We start from the raw sequence: 22,796 nt of genomic DNA on the forward strand, positions 1-22,796 counted from the left end.
TCATTGTAACAGTCCAACAACCCAGCATTCGCATTTTGAAGTTGCGCTATTGTCATTTTTCCTGGCAAATCCTAACCCGACGCGTTAGTTTTGAAGTTGCGCGTTTAGACATTCTTCGGGCCAAAGGCCCAGCAATTTGCCTAGCCTGGCCCAACGGGCCAGGTTTTAGATGCAAAGAAACCTAAGGGCCAAAGGCCCGGCCATTTGCCAGCCGCTCTATATAAATCCGAGTAAACGGCCGGACCGTTGGCCCTACAATTCATTGGTTTTCTTGGTCCCAGCCCGTTGGGCTGGGCTAGGTAAACGTCCGGGGCTTTGCCCCTAAATACAAAAGCGCAACTTCAAAACTTACGCTTCGGGTTGTGAAAAACGCGCAACTTCAAAACATTCGCATTGGCTTGTAAAAAGCACGGATTTGCGATTTCCCAAGACCGAAAGAAACGTGCGATTCGATCCCGCTAGCCAACTCTTCCCGTTGCCAATTTGGACCGCCGTTCAACATGCTGTTTCGCGGTCAGGTCAATCCGAGTTTTCGCGATAATCAAGTGGTCGCATCCCCGTCAATCGATGGAAGGTTCGATAGAACGTCGACAGTTCATCAAACCCACTTTGAAATGCAATCGATGTCACCTTGCTTTGCGTGTTGCGAAGCAAGGTCTTGGCATGATCGATCCGTCGTTCGTTCAAATAGGCCAGCCATGTCTTTCCCGTCCTGTCACGAAAATCATTCGTGAATTTGCGGCGAGACATATTACAAGCTCGGGCGGCCGCATCGACGGTCAACTGTTCAAAGAAGTTCAGATCCAACCACAGCAAATATTCGTCAATCGCATCCAAGGGGCGCGTGTCGACAAGATCGCCGCTTTGCGCACTGTTGGCCGCAATCTGCCCGCCAGACGCCAATGCAAGCTGGGCAAAAATCTCGATCGCCGCTGCGATCGCCGACAACGTCGAAGCCGAACTGGGTTGTGAGACGAGATACAGCAAGCGACGGAATCGTCGTTCGATGTTCAGCAGCGACATTCGATGACGAGGAAGTTTACCGATCGGGATCATCGTTTCAATTTCGGCACAAGGCGTGATCTTTTGAGGGTCGATCGCCAATCCATACAACGAAATCGGATGCCGCGGTGCATCGATAATCCGGTGTCTCATCCTGGCCGGGATCAGAATGCAATCGCCGGCGACACAATTTGATGCCTCCGCCCCGCCGGCTGCCCCCGCGACTGCGGCTGCCCAATCTGCAGCCACTTCGCCGCTGCCCTGGCGAATGTACAGCAGCTTGGGAAAACGATGTTCGGTCTCGGTCATCGAGAATGCCTCGTCATGCAGGCTTTCAAACACCCAAAGTCCCGACTTTGACATCGTTTCCGGGACTGGAACGCTGCGGCGTTGGGTTGGTTCTGAAGTCATCGAAAGCATTCTCGGCGGCGGTCATGGCAGCACAAACGGCCCAAACCCAACGGGACCAGGATCTGATGATTACATAGTTTGCCCAAATTGCAAGTCGATTATGCGCAAATGGCGAAGCCGCTAAATCGCCCTGCTGCCATAATCCCAACATTGAAATTCAATGCGTACTTGCTCGCCCTCCATTTCTGTCAAAGGTCCCCTCAATGCCACAGCTCACCCGTCTAAACATCGACGAAATCCCCGCGGTCCGACCACGCCGCACCATCAGTGGTATGTCCGCCATCTTGTTGCCGCTGCTGTCGGGAACCGAAATCGATTGGGAGGGATTTCGCGGACACGTCACCCGTACCGCGGACGCCGGGTTGGTACCGGCGGTCAACATGGACACCGGTTACGCCAACCTGATCAGCGAAGCGCAACGCGAAAAGGTGCTCGCAGAGACGCAGAGCTTGATGGACGGACAACCGTACGTCGCAGGTGTATTCGTCAAGGACGATCCCGATGCGGCGTTTGATTTTGATGCGTACCGCACCGGATTGGATCAAATTTTGAAATATGGTGGGACACCGATCATTTTTCAGTCTTATGGTTTGACCGAACAAGCGGATGACGACATCGTCGAAGCCTACACAAAGATCGGTTCGCACGCCGGAGACTTCCTCGGTTTCGAATTGGGCAAGATGTTCGCTCCCTTCGGAAAGATCTATAGTCTGGATGTCTACAAGGGGTTGATGGGAATCGAGGCATGTCGAGGAGCGAAACACTCTTCGCTGAGGCGTGAACTCGAGTGGCAACGACTTCAGCTTCGCGATGAAACTCGCCCTGATTTCAAGGTGTTGACGGGCAACGATCTGGCGATCGACATGGTGATGTACGGAAGCGACTACCTGCTCGGGCTTAGCACGTTTGCCCCCGAAGCGTTTGCTCGCCGTGATGCGATGTGGGCGGCAGGGGACGCAGGTTTTTACGAACTAAACGACATCCTCCAATACCTCGGCTTCCTGGCGTTTCGCGATCCGGTGCCTGCATACAAGCACAACGCCGCTCAATTTCTGCACGCCCGCGGATGGATCAAAACGCCGCTGACGTATCCCGGCAGCCCCGAACGTCCCGAGTCGGATGTTGCGATCCTGCAAAACATCCTGGATCGCATCTCCGAGTAAAGCTTTCGTTGCCGTTGTCGCTTCCTGTCCTCTTCGCACCCAATCCTGCTTCTCCAATTTACCGCGAGACAGTTCCATGAAAACGCTCACCATCGCCATGCACGGTGTCACCGGTCGCATGGGAACCAACCAACACTACATTCGCTCGATTCTGGCCATCATGCGTCAAGGAGGTGTTGTCACCGACGACGGACAAACGATTCAGATCAAACCGATCCTGTTGGGACGGAACGAATCCAAACTGCGGCAATTGGCCGAAACGGTCGCCACGCAGGAAATAGGACACTCGGTTGATTGGTCGACCGACGTCGACGCGGTGATTGCGGATGCGGCAACGGACATCGTTTTCGACTCGTCAAGCACTCAGATGCGAGCGACGATCGTTCGCCAGGCGATTCAGCATGGTAAAGCGGTCTATTGCGAGAAACCCATCGCGATCGATCCCCACGAAGCATTCAAGTTGGCCGCAGAGTGCGAATCCGCAGGCGTGAAAAATGGCGTGGTCCAGGACAAGCTATGGTTGCCGGGGATCCGCAAATTGAGAATGCTTCGCGACCAAGGTTTCTTTGGCGACATCCTCAGCGTCCGTGGTGAATTCGGCTACTGGGTGTTTGCTGGCGATGAACCGAATCAAACCGTCCAGCGTCCGTCTTGGAATTATCGCCGCGAAGATGGCGGCGGGATGATGATTGACATGTTCTGCCACTGGCAATATTTGATCAACGATCTTTTTGGTCCGGTGAAAAAGGTGCTCGCCCACGCCGTTACCGATCTTCCCGAGCGAATTGACGAATCGGGCAAACCGTACAAGTGCACCGCCGACGATTCGGCTTACGCGTTGTTTCTGCTGGAAAACGGATTGACTTGCCAATTCAACAGTTCCTGGACTACTCGCGTCCGGCGCGACGACTTGTTGACCGTCCAAGTCGATGGAACCAAAGGTTCTGCAGTCGCTGGACTTCGCGAATGTTGGACGCAAAGTCTTGCCTCGACTCCGCGGCCGATCTGGAATCCCGATATTCCTCAGCCGATCAATTTTTACGAGGGTTGGCAAAAGTTGCCCGACGCGACGCAGTACCACAACGCCTTTAAAATTCAATGGGAACTGTTTCTCAAGCACGTCGCGGCGGACGCTGAATTCCCATGGTCACTACGAAGTGGTGCCGCAGGAGTGTTGTTGGCGGATGCCGGCGAGACCTCGTCGAGCCAACAACGATGGGTCACGGTCGAGGAGACGGAAGTGTGATGACGACGCCGGAATCGCAAGTGGCTCCACCCGATCGCAATCGGTTGGCCGTTCACACGATGACGACCAAACCGTTGTCGCTGGCCAAGGCGGCGGAGGCTTACTCGCGACGCGGCATTCCCGGTATCAGCGTGTGGGTTGAGGCCTTGGAAAGAATGACGACCGCGTCGGCAAAGCAAATCGTCGATGATGCGGGGCTGAAAGTGCCTGCGCTCGTCCGTGGGGGATTTTTCTGTGCATCTGACAGTCTGGAACGGGGAAAACGTATCGAGCACAACCGTCAACTGATTCAGACGGCAGCTGATTTGAATGCCGAGATGTTGGTGTTGGTCGTCGGCGCCGAACCAGGCGTCCCACTGAATCAACAGCGTGGGTGGGTACGCGACGGTATCGAGAGCATCCTGCCCGAGGCGGAGGCAGCGAACGTCAAACTCGCGATTGAGCCGCTGCATCCGATGTACGCCGCAGACAAGAGTTGTATCAACCGGATCGCTGAAGCGAGAGTGATCTGCGATCAGCTTGACCATTGTTTGGTCGGAGTTGCGGTCGACGTTTATCACGTTTGGTGGGACCCCGATCTGAGTCACCAAATCAGACTGCTTGGCGAAGCGGGACGTCTGTTCGGATTTCATATTTGTGATTGGCGAGTCCCCACACGCGACCTGTTGACGGACCGTGGCTTGATGGGCGACGGGTGCATCGACATTCCAGCCATTCGCCGGGAAATCGAGGCCGCTGGTTTTGATGGCTGGATCGAAGTCGAAATCTTTTCCGAAGAGCATTGGGCAGCCGACCAAGGCGACTACTTGGACAAAATCATTCAGCGGTACGATACTCATTCGTAACCGGAGTCGGAGTCGCTGTGAAGTACCATCGACTATGGCGCTAACCATGTGGTTTTGTAGCGGAACGGCGCAAGCCGCGCGGTCAATTTCGAACGGTTTACTCGCTGCAACCGGCCGACTTGTGCCGTACCGCTACCCAAAATTGCACAAGTTGCCTGCTACCCTCCACCAACTTCGAAGACCGCTGTTTTAGCAGCAAACGCATAGGCCGGAGGCCGAAACATGACCTGCCGTTGGCGTGAGCCAACGGTTTGAGGGCGACCTGCCGTCGAAAGGCCGGACGCCGACACACTGACCGAGAGTGTGTCGCCCGCTGGGCTATGTTTTCCCACCTCCGCTATCCGCCACCGGCAGAGGATGTGTCGGCCTCCGGCCTGTAATCAATGCCACCAAATCAGCAGTCTTCCTTCGTCGGTGGAGAGGTGATCACATGCTACGCCTGAGACTCCTCCAGTAATCGACAGGCTACTCCGCTAATTAGCGGTCCAGGCTTAGGCGTCATCTCGCAATTTTGCGGCGCAACGTGTTGTTCACTTTGACGACACGCTTGTAGTAACGCGAATCGACACACAGTTCTTGTCGTGCCGATAGCCCGGGTGTTTCCGCTTGTCTGCATTCTTCTCGCTCGGCGCAAATCGTTGCATCTTCGTGGAGCGTCAACCGATATGCCAACAACAGGGTGCCCACCCCGCCCCCTGAACTCAGCCCTTCCAGATCGCCCCGACCCATTGCGAGCCAAACCGTGCCTATCCTCTTAATGATCAACCTGAAAGGCGGTGTTGGCAAAACCGCGTCGACGGTCGCCATTGCCGAAACCTTTGCCGAACTGGGACAACGAACGCTTGTCATTGACGCGGATCACCAGAGCATGGCAGGTGAACTGTTGGTGGGACAGACTCGGATGCTTCAATCGGAGCGGGCAAAGACGACACTGCACGATATGTTTCTGGCAATGGCCGACGTCAATTTCGACATCGCTGACTTACCGAAATATGCAATGGCCAATGCGTCGTCCGTGCTAACGGCCAGCGAGAATCTTTCGGTTGTTCCCTGCTCCTTTCGCATCGATGATTTTTCAAGTAACGTTGCAAAGTCCCGGCGACTGTGCCGATCCTATGCCACCGAGCGTGAACTGCAGGTATACCTGACTCGCCAAATGAAGAAGGTAAAACGCTGGCTTGACGCCAGCTATGATATCGTGCTTGTCGATTGTCCCCCAAGCGTTGCGATGCAAGTCAAAATGTTCATGCGAATTGCGGACGGATACATCATCCCGAGCGTTCCGGATCAGTTGTCGGTGCGGGGCTCGGAGAACCTGGTCAAACGGATCTCAAGCTACGGCTTCAAACTCGCCGGATTGGGAACGCTTTGGACACTGTACCGCGAACAGGTCGCACTGCACCGTGAAATGGTCCGAGATCCGTTCTCGGGGATCCCCCAACCGTTTCAGACGATCATTCCCAACGCGACGCGTTTAGCTTCGGCTGTGGATCCCCGTAGCATCCACAACCCATCTGCCAATTGCGATGCAAAATATAGCAAACCTTTCGCCACGCGCTATCGCGAGTTGGTCGATGAGCTGTTTGGTCGATGTGAACGCAACGGGATCGAGACAAGAGTCGTTCATTACGTCTAGTACATTTTTTTCTTCGATGTTGCTACCGTCGCTAGAGGGCGGGCCACGTCCTGGCAAAACTTGGCTACGTTTTTGAACCTACGTCATTGCATCAAAATGCCCTCACCCGATCCCCGTTCGAGCGTGGTGGACGACCACGAACTGGGTGCTACGCAAAGTGAAGACCGCGGGGATTCGTTGCCTCATCCACTACCGAGAAAACGACGGGTAGCAAAGTGATCTGCCTTAAGCGATTACAGACTGCTGCTGGTCGCTTGCTCATGCAGCCGATTGGTTTGATAGGCTTCGATCAGTCGTTCGAGCATCTCGATCCGATATCGAATCCGTTGGCCTCGTTCGGTATCACGGGTACACCGTGGTTGATCGAAAACACGAATTTCCTGGACCGAGGGCACAATGTCGATTCCGTCGCGGATCGCCGCATCGACTGATTCGAAATGATGATGTTCGGCCAACACGATTCGGTTCGGCTCGAGCACTAACGTGTATCCGTAGTCGCCGTACGCCTCTGAAAAAGCTCCGTCAATCGTGATCGCTTTGCCACTACGTTTCAGCGGAGACTCTCCTTCTTCGACCTTGACCGGCACGTGTCCGTTGACGATCAATCCGCCTTCGGTTTCCATCCCAAATTCCGCCAACACCTTGTCGCAAAACTCGGTTTCATGAATCAGCGAGAAGTAGGGATCTTTGGTCTCGCGATGCGGTTTCTTGTCGGCGATGAAATCACGCTCGAGCGTCGCGATTCGGTCCTTCCCAAACAGCGGTGACCGCGGCCCGCTCCAAAGGTACCAGAGGAAATCAAGATCCTCCTGGGCCGATTTTTCGACCGTACGACGGACCACTTTTTCGATGCCTTCAAACAATTGACGTCCCGCCAGCGGTTGACCATCGACCATCAACGGCAGAAACGCACCGTCGGCATCCACTGGCACGCATCCATGAAAAATCAGACATTCGTCGCGTCTCAGATACATCGACCCGTGTCCGACCATGAACCGCATTTGTTCTTGTAGTTTCTGGCTGTCCAAGAACGAGTGCTTTAAACAAGCAAGACAGGCCGATTCCTCTGCGGTCAATTCATACGGGTTTTCTGGATCCACCGTCGGGAACAGGTTGTCGCGTAGTTCATAGGTGTTTCCGTCAATTTCGATCGTCCCACGACGATAATCGATCCGGTGCAACAAGCGTCGATGGTCCAAACCCCACTGCGGATTGCGTTGGATCAATTGGCCTTCGAGTTTGAACTGCATCACTGCGGCCGCTTTTTGCATCCGCGCCACGACTTCGTTGGGACGCATCCCCTCTCGTTTGGGCATAAAAAACGTGGCGGGATCGTCGGCGTAAACGGTGCGTGCCAGGTGTTCAAGCGGTGTCAGCGGAACGCTATAACCTTCGTCCAATTGGCCAATTCGGCGATATCGCAGCGAAACTCGAAGCACCGTGCAAATCAGTGCCTCGTTTCCCAGCGATGCACCGAGCCACAACGCATCGTGGTTCCCCCAAATGAATTCAACATTGGGTTGACGACGCAGATAATCCACGACACGGTCACCTCGTGGACCGCGGTCCCAACAATCACCCCCAATAATTAACTCGTCGACAGCCAAGTTACGAATCAAACGCCCAAGAAGATGGATCAGATGTAGCGCACGTCCTCGCCGGACCAGTTCATCGAGCATGGCAGCGACGAATTCCGGGCCACGTTCGGTCGAAGGCGCGTGCAGCATTTCTAACAGCAATTCGCTGTACTCGCGCGGAAACAGATTCGACGCTAACCGCAGACTGAAATTGGATACCAAATGACGCAGCAGTTCCAGTTGCGACTTTAACATTCGCGCCGCGTACGCTTTCACGTCCTCGGGGCTCTTCAACGTGTGCCGCAGACGTTCGGTGACTTCCGCCGGATAGAAGGTCAGCTTCAAAAACTCTGCCATCTCATCGGCGTCTATCCTTCCTGAAAACATCTCTTCGACCAGCGGACGAAGCGTGCCGGAGGCGTTGTTGATTACATGCTGAAGTTTCTTGTCTTCCCCGTGAATGTCGCTGATCACATGCACGGCACTCTTGGGCAGCGTTTGCACCGCCGCAAGCCGCGCCACCTCTGCGATCGCAGCGTCGACATTTGGATACTTCACCGCCAACAGTTCCAATACCGAAAGATCGGCTTCGGGACGCTTAAAGGATAGTGACGTGTTGAGCATGGCGTATCACGTTAGAAGATGAGATGGAGTCTGCAGAAAAGGAAAACTGGAATCCAAGCAGCCGCGCGGTGTCGCTTCAAGCCAATCCGCCAAAGCACGAAACGTCACTGCAAACCTCGGGTTCCAGCCTACCTAAGTTGTACGGCAAGAAACCACTCCGGGCTAGCGACCTGGCGTCATACAATCGTTACCGCTAACGCGATAAGCGTCTGCCAGATGCCGCTATTCGGTCAACGTCACGGGCTTTGCGTTAGCCGAATGGAGCTCAATGCTCTTGATTGTCGTGATACCGCCGGGGACTTGTAGTCGCACGTGAATGATCTTGGTTCCGCCTGGCAATTGTAATGCGACGTTCTGCCAATCTTCCGAATTGCTTAACGCGACGCTCACTCGTTTGTCCGGCGTGAAATCCTTGTCGCCCAAATTTCGCCACGTGATGCTGAGTTCACCCGGCGTGTCGGTTTTGAGGACGACATTTGCCTTAACCGGCCCCAGTAAATTGAGTCCACTCCGAGTGATAAATGGCTTTTGTTTTTTACCGGATTTTCCCGCAGTGATTTGCACCCCAGTCGCAACCGATTTCATCTCGCCGCCTCGTACCAGCCAAGGAACGTCCGATTGGTTCGAGAGTGTTGACTCGGACTTTCGCTGTATCTGCGTTGCCGGTTTTCCGTCCAAGTAGAAGTCGAAATAGTCGGATGCGGCTTTGGACATCTCCTGCGTCGCAAGCCCCGGAGGCGTCAATTCGCGGGCCCATGCCGACAATTTCCCTCGCAATCGGGTGGCGATCTCGGGATGCGTGCGGAGGACATTATGCTGTTCTTCGATATCGTTACTCAAGTCATAAAGGTACTCGCGATCGCCGCCTCGAAGTAGTTTCCAATCGCTTTCGCGGATCGCCGACTGAGCCGTCCACCGCCACATTAGCGCATCGTGCGGCGGTGTCCTAAGCTGGCCACTCAAATACGGCAGCAGATTGACACCGTCCAGATCGCCGGGGCGTGTTTCCAGATTCGCAATTCCAGCTGCCGTTGCCGCCACATCAAGCGAACTGACTGGATGATCGTAGATTTGTCCGCCGGGAATGATGCCAGGCCACGCGATCACAAACGGCACATGCATACCGCCTTCGGACAGCATCCCCTTTTCACCATTCAGCGGATCGTTTAGCGAACCGTCCCAGCCTGGACCGCCTCCTGGCGTGTCCCGCTTGTGAATCTTTAGTGGAGCTCCATTATCGCCGATGTAAAAGATCAGTGTTTTTTCCGTCAGATTGTGCTTTGCCAGTGTGTTGGTGATCAGTCCCACGCCGTCATCCACCGCAGACAGCATCGCCAAAGCCTGACGACGTCGTTCGGGCATTTTTCCGGGGAAACGGTCGAGATACTTTAGCGGCGCATCCAATGGAACATGCGGAGCGCGATAGGCGACATACAAAAAGAAGGGTTCGTCCTTGTACCGCTCGATCACCGCCGCGGCCGCTTTGCTACAGCCGTCCACGTGATACATCGTAGGCGGCAAATTGGACATCTCGCGATCTGCCCCGTCGAGCGTGATGTTCGCAGCAAAGGGACGTTGAGCGTTCTGATTGAACACGTGCTTAAACCCGTGCTCCGTGATCTTACTTCCCACCCCGAGATGCCACTTGCCGAATTGAGCGGTGATATAACCAACACTTTGCAGTCGTTCGGCGATCGTTAACTCGCGATCAAATCCGTCAAGCGATTGACCGTTTGCTTCGACGCCGAATCGCGATTGAAACTTCCCAATCAACAATCCGGCTCGCGAGGGGACACACTGCGGCGCGGTGCTGTACCCGTTTCTGGCAAGCACGCCGCTGCGTGCAAGTGCATCGACATTGGGAGTTTTGACGTCATCGAACACACCTTGGCACGACAAGTCTGCGTAGCCATGATCGTCCGTGTAAAACACGACGATATTGGGACGGACTTCGTCGCCACGGACGAACGTGGCAACCGTGATCACGAGACTGAAAATGAGAAAGGATGGTTTCATTGAAATCACTTGCGTGGAGAAACGCGAGTTTTGGGGAATCACGTTGATTACTGTTTAGACGCAACAATGGAGCATTAAGACGTTGAGTTTGCAATGTTTTTTTCCAGTGGCACTCTTTTATTACGTCTCTGAGCCAACTTTTTGAGACGGCTGAATAAGTTGACCCCAAACCGCTGGGGCCGTGCTCGCATTGCCAGCGACGAAGTCCAGCCGCAGCTGCATGCGTGCGTCTTGCGTCACAAACTTGAATCACCTCATGTGGCGAAGCTGAGAGAGGTCCATCGGGCCTCGGGCCTGGTTCGGTTAAGGGACTGACCGCCCAACATCGCGGGCAGTGGGCCTCGACTTGCTCGGTCGGTCCTCACCCGAGCATCGCTGAAGGCTCTGCTGTCACCTCTCCCAAACTGCGTTTGGGAGAGGTGACAGCACATTGACACCACGCCACGAGGCATGCGACCTCCGCAATCTTTATCTAGGGTTTGAAGCGGTGCAGCACTTCGCCAGCGGGCGTTGTCAACCGAATGTTTGACAATTGCATCTCGCCCGCGGCGCGCGACGGATCGATGCGAATCGCCTGCACTGGTTTTGCCGGCGAAAACTCAATCACATAGTCATGCGTCCGGCCGTCATGCTCGGGATCAAACCGAACACTACGGTCCCGATAAAACGCGGGGGCAACGCCTTGTTCGTGCCAGAAGACTTGTGCGTGACCCGCCGATTGTGATCGCATCGAAAATCGAAGCGTCATGGTTTGTTGCCGGATCGGTTTGGGCAATGGGCAACTGAAATAGGGATCACCACCGCGGCTGGTCACCACGAGCACATCGCCATCAACCGCAAGCGTGCAAGTGCCATCGGCTTGCCAACCCGCAACCGGCTTCACGCGTTTTGGCTTGGGCTTTTGATTGGATGGGTTTGCGGTGTTTTTGATCCTGCCGATTCCTTCCTGTGCAGGCTGATACTTGGCCGGATCGAAATTTTGGTTCGGCAGCGGTCGCACAGCCTGGGTGTTTTCAAGAAACGTCTCGATTAACGCGTCCATGGCGTCGACGCGTTCAGGGTATTTGGACGACACATCGTGTTGCTCACCAAGATCTTCACTCAAATTGAATAGCTTGTAGCGATGATCTCCGTTTTCGCCGCCGTGAAAAATGCGGATTAACTTCCAATCATTCTGGTGCACGCTGACTGCGGGTGGAAGCCACTCCGGCACAGGCGGACTATGCGGAAAGTAGGTGAATATTGCGTCACGTCCGAGCGACTTGCCTTGCAGAGCTGGCACGATGCTGATGCCATCAAATTCCTGATTCGGCTGAGGATTAATCGACAGCAGTTCCAAGAGCGTGGGGTAGAAATCGCTGCTTTGAATCACTTCGTCGCTACGCGAGTTTGCCTCAACGACACCTGGGTGCACGACAACCGCCGGCCCGCGAACGCCTCCTTCGTACATCGTCGCCTTACCGCCTCGAAGCGGTGCATTGCTCGTCGCTGTGGTCCCATCGACTTGGTTGTACATGTTACCGCCGTTGTCCGATGCGAACACAATGATGGTATTCTCTGCGAGCTGCAGTCGGTCCAATGTGTCGAGCAACGTTCCAACGGCATCATCCATACTCTCGATCATTGCAGCATAAGTCGGACTGCGCTGTGGATCGTTCGGGTCAATTCTCTTGCGGTATTCATCGATCAACGATTGCTTGGCATCAAAGGGAGCGTGAACGCTGAACATCCAGTAGTTTAAAAAGAACGGTTTGCCCTTATTCAATTCCATGAACGCCACGGCTTCCTCGGCCATCCGATCTTCGATGTGTTCGTTGGGAGTGTTCGGATCAAAGTCAGGATACTTCCAAGGGGCAACATAACTGCCTGCGGGACCGGGTCCGGACCAATGCGGAACGTCGACATCAAATCCATGCTCAAGCGGCGAGTAGGGCGTGGCTCCGAGATGCCATTTTCCAAAATGACCGGTCGCATACCCATTGTCTCTGAACATTTCGGCGAGCGTGTAGTACTCGGTCGACAACCGCGAGACCGAACTTGGAAAAGTCGCCCTCTGGTTTGCGGGGCCCGTCCGCGTTGCCGTTGCTTTCAGTATCACTTGTGGCAAATGACAATTGGGCGTGGTGATCCCGGTCCGTGCCGGGCTAAGTCCTGTCAGGATCGCGGAACGGGTTGGCGAGCAAAGTGGGCTCGATGCATACGCATGCGTAAACGTCATTCCACGCTCGGCAAGTCGCTGGATATTGGGGGTCTTGTAAAACTTGGTGGTTTGAAACAGCGACGTGTCGCTCCAACCAAGATCGTCCGCCAAGATGAACACCACATTGGGCTTTGTTTCACTTGCAATCGCAGCGGTTCCACACAAGCACCACAACAATCCCAGCAACAAGCTCCGCTGCAGAAGCTCGGACACGCACGATAAATCCAATATAAATTTCTTCACGATAACCTTTCGATGAAGCGAGGGGAAACGCAACTGCAGCCTAGATGCTTGCGGCGACGACCGCATTCTGGTCCATGGACAAGCAATTCTAAATCTTAATCCGGCTCTTAATTCGACTGTCTGATTTTTTCGTTTTCCTTGCATTTGTGAGCCGACGGCGCTAGCTCAATGCCATCTACATTGGTAGCGCCCGCGGCGCGAGCCGTCCGGTCAAGGCGAGTAAAACGTTCGGTTTAGACCGGGCGGCTTGCGCCGCACCGCTACAAACGCCACCCGTTTAGTGCCAAAGTAGATGGCATTGGGCGCTAGCCACGGGCCTCTTTTTATCCGCGATTTACCGAGCGTCGGCCCGACGCTCGCGCGTTCGGCTCACGCAATGGGACCGGCGGCGAATTATGAATCAGTGGCAGGCCAAGCCTGGAAGAAACAGAACGTCGATGGTAGAGCAGGTTTTCGTTTTCGGCGGGGCGCACCAACGGTGACACCCGACGCGGCGGCATTGCGAGCGCCGGGCTGTTGGTCACCGATTCACGAGGGGGCGCAATGGGCGATTGCCGAGCAAACGATCTTGTGTTCGGGCCAGTGACCGCCAACGGCTAGGAAGGCCGTGCGACAATCGCTCCTACCGTTACAAACTATTCCGGCTTGTTTTTACGGAACACGGCAACGACGTCTTCGACCGGAATCACGAACAATTGATTGTCATGCTCGAGGTCGACTGGGATCATGTTCTTGGGATGGAACAAGATTTTGTCGTATTGGCGGAGCGGCAACTCTTCGTCGTTCTCAACCACGGCGCTGATCGTCACGATGCGGCCCGTGATCGTGGGGATTTCGGCTGCATCGGGCAATGCAATCCCGCCACGCGTTTCTCGCTTAGGCTCGTCCTTGCGGACTAAAACACGATCGCCGATGGGTTCTACGTACTCGAAAGTGGTACTCGCGGCCTTCTTCGCCATTACGATCCTAAACTAAGACTTGAGAGGAAAAATATGCAATCAAAAGGCTATTTTCACCTCTCAAGCCCGATTCGTCGAGACGGCAGAGAAAAGCTCGATCCGAACCGCGACGCGGCCCTCTGACGGCCCTAATCTTTGCCTTCGTGCTCGATTTGCGGCCAGTACTCATCTTCGAACGCGTCGTCGATGTGGAAATCAGGACTGTTGTCCAAATCGTGGCATTCCATGCACTTTTCTTTGGCCTTGGCGAGCGGCAATTTCATCGCGTCGCGAAGTAAATCACGCTCTTGTGCATTAACCGAGGCTCCTTCGGCTTCGGCAGCCGCATGCTCGGCGCCTGGGCCATGGCAATTTTCACAACCATTGCCGGTCAAATGCGACGTTCCTTCGAGCGATAGGTAGCCCGATACATAGGGATAGTAGTTCTGTGGGTTCCAGCCGGTGACGTGACAGCTGAGGCATTCGGGGTCGAAATGACGTGGCACATCACTGCGTTCGCCAGGATGGACAAGCGACTCGGTCGCTTCGGCATGCGGAGTGTTTTCCCAAATCTCGTAGGCGGTGGTATGGCACTCGCCACATTTCTTGCTGCCTACGAACGTACGACGGGTCGAGTGGGGAATCGGTTTCAGCCCCAATCCTTCGAGACCGAGGTCGCGAAGTTGGTTCTGATATTCAGCCATCAATTTCCGCATTTCCTTGGCATCGTCGAACTCGTCCGTCAGCGGGACTCGGCAATACTTCATCGGCGCGTTGCGGTACAAACCGACCAGCCCGACGTACATGCCTTTGTTTCCGGTGACCAACATTCGTGTTTGGGTCCCTTCGATCGTTTGCGCTTGGTAGGTGGGTTCACCATAGCCGCCGGAGACGACAACGATATCAAATCCTTGCACGTCACGCACCAATTGTTCGGCAGCAGCCTCTTCGCCAAAAAAAGTCAGCACGCGAAAGTCGGGTGATTTTTCATTGATCGAAGCCAAAGCCGCTTTTAATGCCGGGACCGGCGGGTTGACGGTAATGTCCGAGGAGAGCTCACTCTCGAGCGACGCAGGATCCAAGATCGTGGTGACGCCGACCTTCATACCGCCTCGTTCGAACACCTTGTGCTGAGCCATAAACGAAGGTTCATCCAGCAACACGACATTCGCCGAGACATACAAGATGTCGTCCACCGCATCACTTGGAGGGTTGGCGACCGAAAGCAGCTCGCCTACACCGAGACGAACATCTTCGGGACCAAAGCCGACCGATTGGTAGTTCATCGATCGAAGAGCCTCGGCGGTCCGCTGCAATTTGATTTCCGCTTGAATCCCAAAACGCCGTACTTGGTTCCCCGCATCGACTGGTGCCAATGTCCAGCCGTTTTGTTTCAATTGCTCAAGGAACGAATAGCGTCGCGCCACGCCACCTTTCTGGTTCGCCAATCCGGTGCAACCACACGGTTCGATATAACCATGCTGGTTTCCTGACAAAACCAATGTCAAATCCGGAGTCGGCCATTTGCGATAGTCTTCGGGACCAAGCGAGTTTTCGGGCACTTCGGCAGCGTTATTCGTTTTTGCTGGCGACGCCGGAACCTCGCTCTGATTGCCGCTTTGATCCCCGCCCGACATTGGCTTTTTATCTGGCACTCCGGCTGGCGTTGGAATCACTTCGATTTTGATCGGCGGCGCACCGGCGGGAGCCTGAGCATCGATCGAGCCAGCCATGATCGCCATCAACGCCGCGATTCCTAATCCACCGGCAAGCAGACGGGTCCCTATCCCCAGCGAACGTGTGTTCGCCGACGCGTGTGCGTGCGGATTGCGGCCCGCGACGTCGGCATCGTTTTGGCGACAGTGAATCGCCGCGGCATCATCGGTTAAAAAACCGGACGGATCGCGTAAAGCAGGTTTGGTAACTTGTTTCTTCATACGACCCAAATTCTAAAGCAACGGGGTAACTATTTTGGTTCCATTGAAAATTTGACACCCACCACCAACTTGCCGGCTGTTTTGCCATTATCCGAGACAATGCGAATTTTGCCGTAGTCGTCCTGGTTGCGTCCGAGTCGCTGAATCGCATTCGGACCTGGAATCAATTTGATTTCCAGCGGATACAGCGTCATCGATGAACGAACGAGTTTTTCGCCAAACGACGCCTCGACGATTCCCTCCGGTTCAACACTTTCAATACTTAGTGTTGTATTGTCGCGATCTTGGCCCTTTAGCACAACAAAGGTTTTCGCTGTAAAGGGACCTTCTGCAGGAACTTCTCCGAAATCATAGATATAGTTGCCACCTTCCGAGCCGGTCAGCTTCGGATTTGGGATCATGCTGAGCGAACCGACGATCTTTCCTGTGATCGGCGTGACCAAAAATTTTCTTTCTTCCTCGTCGCTTGCACCGGCGTCCGATTTTTCTTGAATGAACCCGAACATCGCGTTTTGCGAGACTGGTCCCTGTTTCATTCCCGGCTTGATGGTGATCGAGATATCAAATCCCTGGACCGCCGATGAACTGGCCCCGTCGGCTTCGGATGGTTCGAACGGTTCAATTTTGATCTCGGACAACTCATTCAGTGCATCGCTGCTGAATTTGAAGGTCGGATCTTTGATCGGGGGATCCATATAGCTGTAGACTTTAGCGGTCAGCGTCACCGTTTCATCGGCGGACGCATCACCGAAAGTCAATGCATCGGGAATCATTTCCAGATCGCCAACGACGCGACCCTGGATTTTCAAATCGATGGCGTAGTGGTTTGGATCATTGGTTAGCAGTTGAGCGGATTGACCGAACGACTTAGCGTCGGTTTTCACATCCCACTCCAGGCGAACTTCGGTTTGTTCGCCCGGTTTCAGCACGTCGTTATCGAGTGTTCCCAAGGTGCATTTACAAGTCGTCGCCCCCAAGCGGAGTTTCAGATCACCCTCGCCAGAGTTTTTGATCACAAAGGTGTGCTCGCCCTTGGTTCCGGGGGCCATTGTGCCGAAGTCGTAGGTGCTGCCGTCGGGCAGCTCGACTTGCGGATTCTTGGCTTGGGTGACTTTCATGTAGAAGTCATCGATGTTTTCGCCGGTGATTTCCCCGCCGTAGACCATTTCGCCCATTTGAGCGGATCGATGGCCGTATGCTGCATAGTTAATCCCCCAACCGGCTGCGGAACCGGCAACCGCCACGATGGCTAACAGCACCAAAAATCTGTTCATGATTCAACCGTTGTCTGAAAAGAAAGGGGAAGGAGGGTTCGAGGATTGAAAATGAATGGGTTACGGTACGTCGGTTTGCCCCAATTGGTTCATCAATAACTCGCTGGCAGGGCGTCTTTTAGCTTCGTCAGCGACGGAGATGCCGATTCGCCGGGCTTCCAGAATCATTTGATTTTCTAACATCCGGTCCATGGTAAAACCAAGCCCCGAGAGCCACTCGGCCCGCTTCGCCGTCTCGGCGGCCTGGGAAGCGTCTCCCGATGCCCGCAAAACCTCGGCCAATTGGGCAGCCATCCACTGATTCGAGGGGCTCCAGTCTGCCGCTTGGCGAAATGTTTCCAGCGCGTCCTGCAAATCTTCGTCGCGGCCGAATCGTTGAAAGACGTGCAATTGTGCAGTTCCGAGCTCGCGGTAGACGCTCGGATCCTCGCCGGCTCGCTGTTTGGCTTGATGGACCAACGATTGCCAAGTGCTGCGGTGTGAAATTCCGTCGGCATCATCATCCACAGCGGCGCGGACGATTTGGCGGCGATAGGCGTCCGCACGCCAACGGACCGCTTCGGCGGACCAAGGATCCGCCACCATCGCCTCGCTCAACAACCGATCCATTTTCTCGAAACTGGCTCTCGTACTTGGTCGCGACAGCTCGTTCAAAAGTCGCTGTTGCTGCGAGACCGGCAGAATCGACATCCATACCAAACCGCCGAGCAACAGCACGCTGGCGGCGGAACCGAGTTTGCTCCATTTTCGTTGGCTCCAATTACTCAATGCTTGATTGGATTCGACAATGACGTTTCCAACGTCGCTCTTTTCACTTCCCATCGTGCCGCCTTTGACCGCGGAGGGCCTGGCCATCGTCCGGCAGACCACGGCGGTCATCAGCCACACACAAATCGCCACTCCAGGGACCGTCCATCCGCCTGCGATCGACAAGTGGACCAGCATGGCTAGCACTGCAGCCGCAGCGAGCGAGTGCAAATGCCGATCACTCAACCGGCGAAGATGTTTCCACGCCAAAGCGATCGTGGCGATACAGAGCGGCACCCCGAACAGATCGGCTTCGATGTCGGGAATGCTTAACATCATAAAACCAACGATCCACACCATTACAAAGCTAACGGCGGCTCCGAGCCACACGAACAGTGCCGCGTTCCACCATCGCTCGGCTGCCGGATCGGGAGCGTCTTTTGATTCACGGAGTTGATCGCGACGGGTTTTCCAGCAGGCAAGAACCGCCACGGCTAAACAAACCAACAATCCCGCTGCGATCCATCCTCCACTGGCCAATGTTTCGAAAAAGAAATTATGGGGTTCGGCAATCTGCTCGTTCGCACTGGGTTCGCGAAATCGCTCGTAGATCATTTGATAATTACCAGGCCCCGCGCCAAATAGCGGCATCTGCGTGACCATCGCGATCGTTGATCGCCAATATTGGATTCGAAACGCCAGCGACGCAGGGGCTTGTTCAATCCATTCGCGGTTGCCCCAAGTCAAGATTCCGCCAAAAACCACGATGCCGAGCGAACCGATTGCTGCAAATGCGAGCACGACGGCTCGTCGATGTCGCCCAAAATTCATTGACGCGAACAGCAAAAACGCGGCGCCGATAAAAACGGCCAGCACGGCAGATCGGCTTCGCGTGCCAAGCAGCGATACCGCCAACAGCACAGCCAATCCGATCCAACACCCACGTTGTGCCGCCGACATTCGCGACCAGTGAAACCACAAGCCCGATATTGTGATCATGATTCCGACAACCAACACACCGGCCAGTGAGTTTGCCAAGGCAAACGTGCCGGTAGGGCCGCCGTCACGTAATCGATTCTCAAACACGATTCGCTCGGACGATCCCGGTGGCGCCACGATTCCCGCCTGCATCAACATCTGATCAGGATTCAATTCGTAAGCGGCGCGCATCTGTGGCAAACTGATGAATTGTTGGTGCAGCCCGTGAACCGCTTGCGCTACCGCACATCCCAATAACAGCGTGACGATCCCACGCACCACCATCGGCTGTGCGAATAAGCGGCGCGAGGCAAAGAAGATCGAAGCCGCGCTGACCCAAACCCACGCCTCGTTGGTGGCAAAACGCAGATTCCCCGGCGGGCTGCTGCCAAAGGCCGCAATCATGATCCAGCCGGCAAGCAGCCAGGGCCCCCAATCCAAGGCCAGTGAGACGCGATGCGAGACGGCTTCTTTTTTGAATCGTTTACCAAACGAATTCGCGATCAACACCACGATCGACAACGCGACAAACCAAAGTCCGTCGCCGCTTTCCACCGCCACACTGTCGCTGGGGTGATATTGCGAATAAACCAAGGCCGCAGCCAACACGAATACCGCAATTCCGCTTGGCAAATGAGCAAATCGGTGCCCAGGCGGATCGATCACCGCGTCGAGAACAGCGGGACGACCAGCAGGCCGCTGCTTCGCAACGTCCGATTCGTTCGCGAGTTTTGCTTCGCTGCGTCCGCTGCAGCTTTCTATTTTTCGTCGCTTTGCCACTGAGCCGATTCCAAGATAATCACAAGCAACAACATGCACCCCACAATCCCGATCACCATGATCGCTTGCGCTAGTTCCACATGCGTCAACAAAATCGAAGCCAAACCACAGGTGCCGGTAACGAGGTAAATCGTCAACACCGCTTGAGTCCGGCTCAAACCGAGTTCGACCAAACGGTGTGAAAAGTGGCTGCGGTCACCCACAAACGGACTTCGTCCCTGACGAATACGAATCCACAGCACCGTGGTCATGTCATACAGTGGAACGGCCATCACGCACAGCGGTGCCAACATCGCATGGGGTCGCGATCCATCACTGGTTGCAAACGTCGCCATTAACATCGAAACCGCGATCAGGAATCCAACCAGATAGCTGCCGCCATCGCCCATAAAAATCTTTGCGGGCGGTCGATTGTGCCATAAAAAACCAAGCAGCGAACCGCACACGACCAACAACATTGCGGCAACGAACAACTGAGGCTGCGAGGTCCCAGGGTCCGCCGTCGTCAACATGACGATCGCCATCGACGCGGCGATGATGGCGGCAACGCCGCCGCTGAGCCCGTCCATGTTGTCAAGCATGTTGAATGAATTGATCAAACCCACGATCCAGATCACGGACAACACCTTGGTCAACCAAGCGATACTGATAAACGCCGTCAAACCAAAATCCAATCCATAGACCACAAACGCGGCCACGGCAAACTCGACCGCCAACCGCAACCACGGATTCACTCCCCCGCGATCATCGATCACCCCTAAAATCGTCAACACGGTGCCAGCGCCGAGGAGCCACCACAACTGGGCGACTCGAGACCAAACGCCTTCGAGATGCAGCACGACTTGATCGGGCAAATAAGTTTGCAGATGGACATTGCTGCGAAGGATCGCGACAGCGAGCGTGCCCAAGGCGAATGTCACCATGATGCCAGCCCAAATCCCAAGACCGCCACCCAACGGAGTCACGTTGGTATGCGTGCTGTGACCACCAGGCCGCGCCACCAAACCAAGTTGTACGGCAAAGCGGCGAACTGGGTAAATCGTTAGCAGAGAAACAACCAAGGGGGGGAGGACCGTCACAGCGATCAACCATCCAAGCCACTGTGAAAGATCCAACGCGAAAACCCTATGAGAAAATGGCCGATTCAAAACGGCTCAATCTATCAACAAATTGAGCATCCAGGTACGTGGCGCCAATGTCGCGCTGCCCGAGAATGCCACTGGCGGCGTTTCGTTCGCCCAAGACCCTACGCCCGACGGCGGGCGAAAGTTCATTTCCGCCGACGGCAAACCATGTCGAGACTATTGGTTCTCTTCACGATTGCTTGGCTTCGGCGCGTTGGGAACCGCGGGATTGATCGGGATCGGCGGAACCAAATTCAGCTTCGGATTTCCGCCCTGTTGAAAAATTTGATGGGCATGCGGATTTTGCTTTTTCAGTTCATCCGAATTTTTATAGTTCTTCGTCGGCCCGGGTTTGCCTGCGTTCGTTTCCGTCACGTCGATACTGCCATCGGGCTTGCCCGCCACCTTGATGGTCTTGTTATTCTCGGTAACCTCGACCGACTTGATCCCGTTGTTGAACTGGATTCGGACGGTTCGCCGCATTTGCGGTTGGGGCTGGATCCCGCCAACCTGAATACGGATGCCGCCTTGCAGCGGAATTCCTACCGCCGCCTGCCGACGCAGGATGGCCGGAGCGATGCCAAACGGGTTCAGCCCTTCAAAATCATCGATCGACGGTTCCAACATCTGTTTCGCTCTTTGCGCGACGGACGCAGAATCACTTTGCGAAAGCGTCTGTAGCGTTTCGCGAGTAGCAAGTTCGAGGTGTGTGTCATTGCCGAATAGATGCTGCTGCAGAATGTCAAACGCACGATCCGACACCTCGCGACTTTCGCTATGCGTTGCCGTGGCAAGCTTATCGATCGCTTGTTTGCCGAGCGAATGAAGCTGTCGCATGGCGAGTTGCCGCTGCCCAAACTTGTCCGAATCAAGTCGCTGAATCAACGATTCAACCAGATCCTCGCCGCGGGGGTTGATGCGATCGCGGTCGGCTGCGGATGCCGCCATCACGCTAAAGAACGTCAGCCCCCAAGTCGCAAACCAGGTGGTCAGTTTCGGTGGCATCAGAGTTTCCTGTGGAAATGAGATCGCTGCACTCTCAATTTAACCCGATTTTAGCAGTCGACGCCATCTTGTCTTGTTCAACAGCGCCCAGATACAAGTTTACGACAGCGATCGCGGCTCCAACGGAAAGACCCGCTCGGGGTACCATGAGGGATCGTATTCTTTGGTTTTGCCTCGAACGATTGCAATCAACCGCCCGTCGGTACGAATCGCTGCGGCGATCCCTTCGTCGGTTGGCACCGAGGATTTGATCGGTCCAGCATCACCCGTCAACGGATCAATCGGTGTGTAGTGAGCGGTACCAAACACGTTCAAGCCATTGATCAATCGCAAAGCGTCTTCGTCGTTGACAGCAAGATGAGGCAGATGTTCGACGCCCAAACGTGCGGGTTGCACGAACGGTTCCAAATCGTCGTGGCGGACTTGGTCAATCGAAATCGCGTCGGACGCGTGAAACGGCCCGACCCGCGTGCGAACCAAGTGCGTCATCACGGCGTGCGCCCCGACACTCGCTGCCAAGTCAACGCCGAGCGAGCGGACATAGGTCCCCGATCCACAGGTGATATCCAATTCGACATTGGGGTAGTCGTATTTGACAATTTTAAAGTCATACACTTGGACTTTGCGCGAAGGCACATCGACTTGCTCGCCATTGCGAATTCGGTCGCACGCTCGTTTGCCATCGATCCAAATCGCCGAATACGCCGACGGGACTTGCACGACTTCGCCGGTCAATGATTTTGCCGCCGCGACAAGTGACTCGAGTGCCGGAACGGGGTCATCTGGATATTCGCTCAGCGGTTGCTCGAGGTCTCCCGATTCGCTCTCGGCCCCCAGCCGAAACGACGCCAAGTACTGCTTGGGGTAATTTTGTACAAACGAGGTCAACCGCGACGCCCGGCCGACACCGAGTACCAGGACCCCTTCGGCCAGCGGGTCGAGCGTTCCGGAGTGCCCCGCTTTGTGAGGGCGGACACGCCGCGCGGCAATATTGACTAAGTCGCGCGACGTCATTCCCGACGGCTTCATGCAGTTAATAAATCCGAACAC

At 55.0% G+C, this 22,796-nt stretch carries 15 protein-coding genes; 4 read left to right on the top strand and 11 right to left on the bottom strand.

What is annotated here, in order from left to right:
* Window positions 1-519: 519 nt before the first annotated feature.
* Entirely contained in the window at window positions 520-1,413 is an 894-nt protein-coding gene (locus tag ABD971_RS19695) for a helix-turn-helix domain-containing protein (RefSeq protein WP_345324869.1), read from the bottom strand.
* Between the two features lie 203 nt (window positions 1,414-1,616).
* Here ABD971_RS19695 and ABD971_RS19700 point away from each other — a divergent pair, with 203 nt between their 5' ends.
* The 4 genes from ABD971_RS19700 to ABD971_RS19715 all read left to right on the top strand — a co-directional run bounded on the left by ABD971_RS19700 (window position 1,617) and on the right by ABD971_RS19715 (window position 6,303).
* Window positions 1,617-2,576: a beta/alpha barrel domain-containing protein gene (locus tag ABD971_RS19700; protein ID WP_345324871.1), complete on the top strand. Its 960-nt coding sequence runs from the start codon at window positions 1,617-1,619 to the stop codon at window positions 2,574-2,576.
* Between the two features lie 76 nt (window positions 2,577-2,652).
* A complete protein-coding gene (locus ABD971_RS19705; RefSeq protein WP_345324873.1) occupies window positions 2,653-3,822 on the top strand; it encodes a Gfo/Idh/MocA family protein in 1,170 nt (389 codons plus the stop codon).
* Window positions 3,792-4,667 (top strand): sugar phosphate isomerase/epimerase family protein, encoded by an 876-nt coding sequence (locus tag ABD971_RS19710; RefSeq protein ID WP_345324875.1) that lies wholly within the window; start codon window positions 3,792-3,794, stop codon window positions 4,665-4,667. Before ABD971_RS19705 ends, ABD971_RS19710 begins: the two co-directional genes overlap by 31 nt.
* A 742-nt stretch (window positions 4,668-5,409) precedes the next feature.
* Window positions 5,410-6,303 (top strand): ParA family protein, encoded by an 894-nt coding sequence (locus ABD971_RS19715; protein ID WP_345324877.1) that lies wholly within the window; start codon window positions 5,410-5,412, stop codon window positions 6,301-6,303.
* 233 nt (window positions 6,304-6,536) lie between these two features.
* On the opposite strand, the gene ABD971_RS19720 is transcribed toward ABD971_RS19715, so the two are convergent.
* The 10 genes from ABD971_RS19720 to truB form a co-directional block, all read right to left on the bottom strand.
* A complete protein-coding gene (locus tag ABD971_RS19720; protein WP_345324879.1) occupies window positions 6,537-8,504 on the bottom strand; it encodes a fructose-bisphosphatase class III in 1,968 nt (655 codons plus the stop codon).
* Between the two features lie 222 nt (window positions 8,505-8,726).
* On the bottom strand, window positions 8,727-10,520 hold the full coding sequence (locus ABD971_RS19725; RefSeq protein ID WP_345324881.1) for a sulfatase family protein: 1,794 nt from the start codon (window positions 10,518-10,520) through the stop codon (window positions 8,727-8,729).
* A 472-nt stretch (window positions 10,521-10,992) separates the two neighbouring features.
* The gene (locus ABD971_RS19730) at window positions 10,993-12,963 is read right to left on the bottom strand and encodes a sulfatase (RefSeq protein WP_345324883.1); all 1,971 of its coding nucleotides are present in this window, start codon (window positions 12,961-12,963) and stop codon (window positions 10,993-10,995) included.
* Between the two features lie 635 nt (window positions 12,964-13,598).
* Window positions 13,599-13,922: a co-chaperone GroES gene (locus ABD971_RS19735; RefSeq protein ID WP_339942128.1), complete on the bottom strand. Its 324-nt coding sequence runs from the start codon at window positions 13,920-13,922 to the stop codon at window positions 13,599-13,601.
* A 128-nt stretch (window positions 13,923-14,050) separates the two neighbouring features.
* A complete protein-coding gene (locus ABD971_RS19740) occupies window positions 14,051-15,838 on the bottom strand; it encodes a multiheme c-type cytochrome (RefSeq protein WP_345324887.1) in 1,788 nt (595 codons plus the stop codon).
* A 29-nt stretch (window positions 15,839-15,867) separates the two neighbouring features.
* The gene (locus tag ABD971_RS19745; RefSeq protein WP_339942126.1) at window positions 15,868-17,112 is read right to left on the bottom strand and encodes a DUF1573 domain-containing protein; all 1,245 of its coding nucleotides are present in this window, start codon (window positions 17,110-17,112) and stop codon (window positions 15,868-15,870) included.
* A gap of 60 nt (window positions 17,113-17,172) precedes the next feature.
* The gene (locus tag ABD971_RS19750) at window positions 17,173-19,617 is read right to left on the bottom strand and encodes an O-antigen ligase family protein (RefSeq protein ID WP_345324890.1); all 2,445 of its coding nucleotides are present in this window, start codon (window positions 19,615-19,617) and stop codon (window positions 17,173-17,175) included.
* The gene (locus ABD971_RS19755) at window positions 19,596-20,696 is read right to left on the bottom strand and encodes an MraY family glycosyltransferase (protein WP_345324892.1); all 1,101 of its coding nucleotides are present in this window, start codon (window positions 20,694-20,696) and stop codon (window positions 19,596-19,598) included. Before ABD971_RS19755 ends, ABD971_RS19750 begins: the two co-directional genes overlap by 22 nt.
* Window positions 20,697-20,918: 222 nt before the next feature.
* Complete coding sequence (locus ABD971_RS19760) at window positions 20,919-21,746, bottom strand: hypothetical protein (protein WP_345324894.1); 828 nt, start codon at window positions 21,744-21,746, stop codon at window positions 20,919-20,921.
* 99 nt (window positions 21,747-21,845) lie between these two features.
* Window positions 21,846-22,796: a tRNA pseudouridine(55) synthase TruB gene (truB, locus tag ABD971_RS19765; RefSeq protein WP_345324896.1), complete on the bottom strand. Its 951-nt coding sequence runs from the start codon at window positions 22,794-22,796 to the stop codon at window positions 21,846-21,848.

The organism is Novipirellula rosea (assembly GCF_039541335.1).
Taxonomy (GTDB): domain Bacteria; phylum Planctomycetota; class Planctomycetia; order Pirellulales; family Pirellulaceae; genus Novipirellula; species Novipirellula rosea.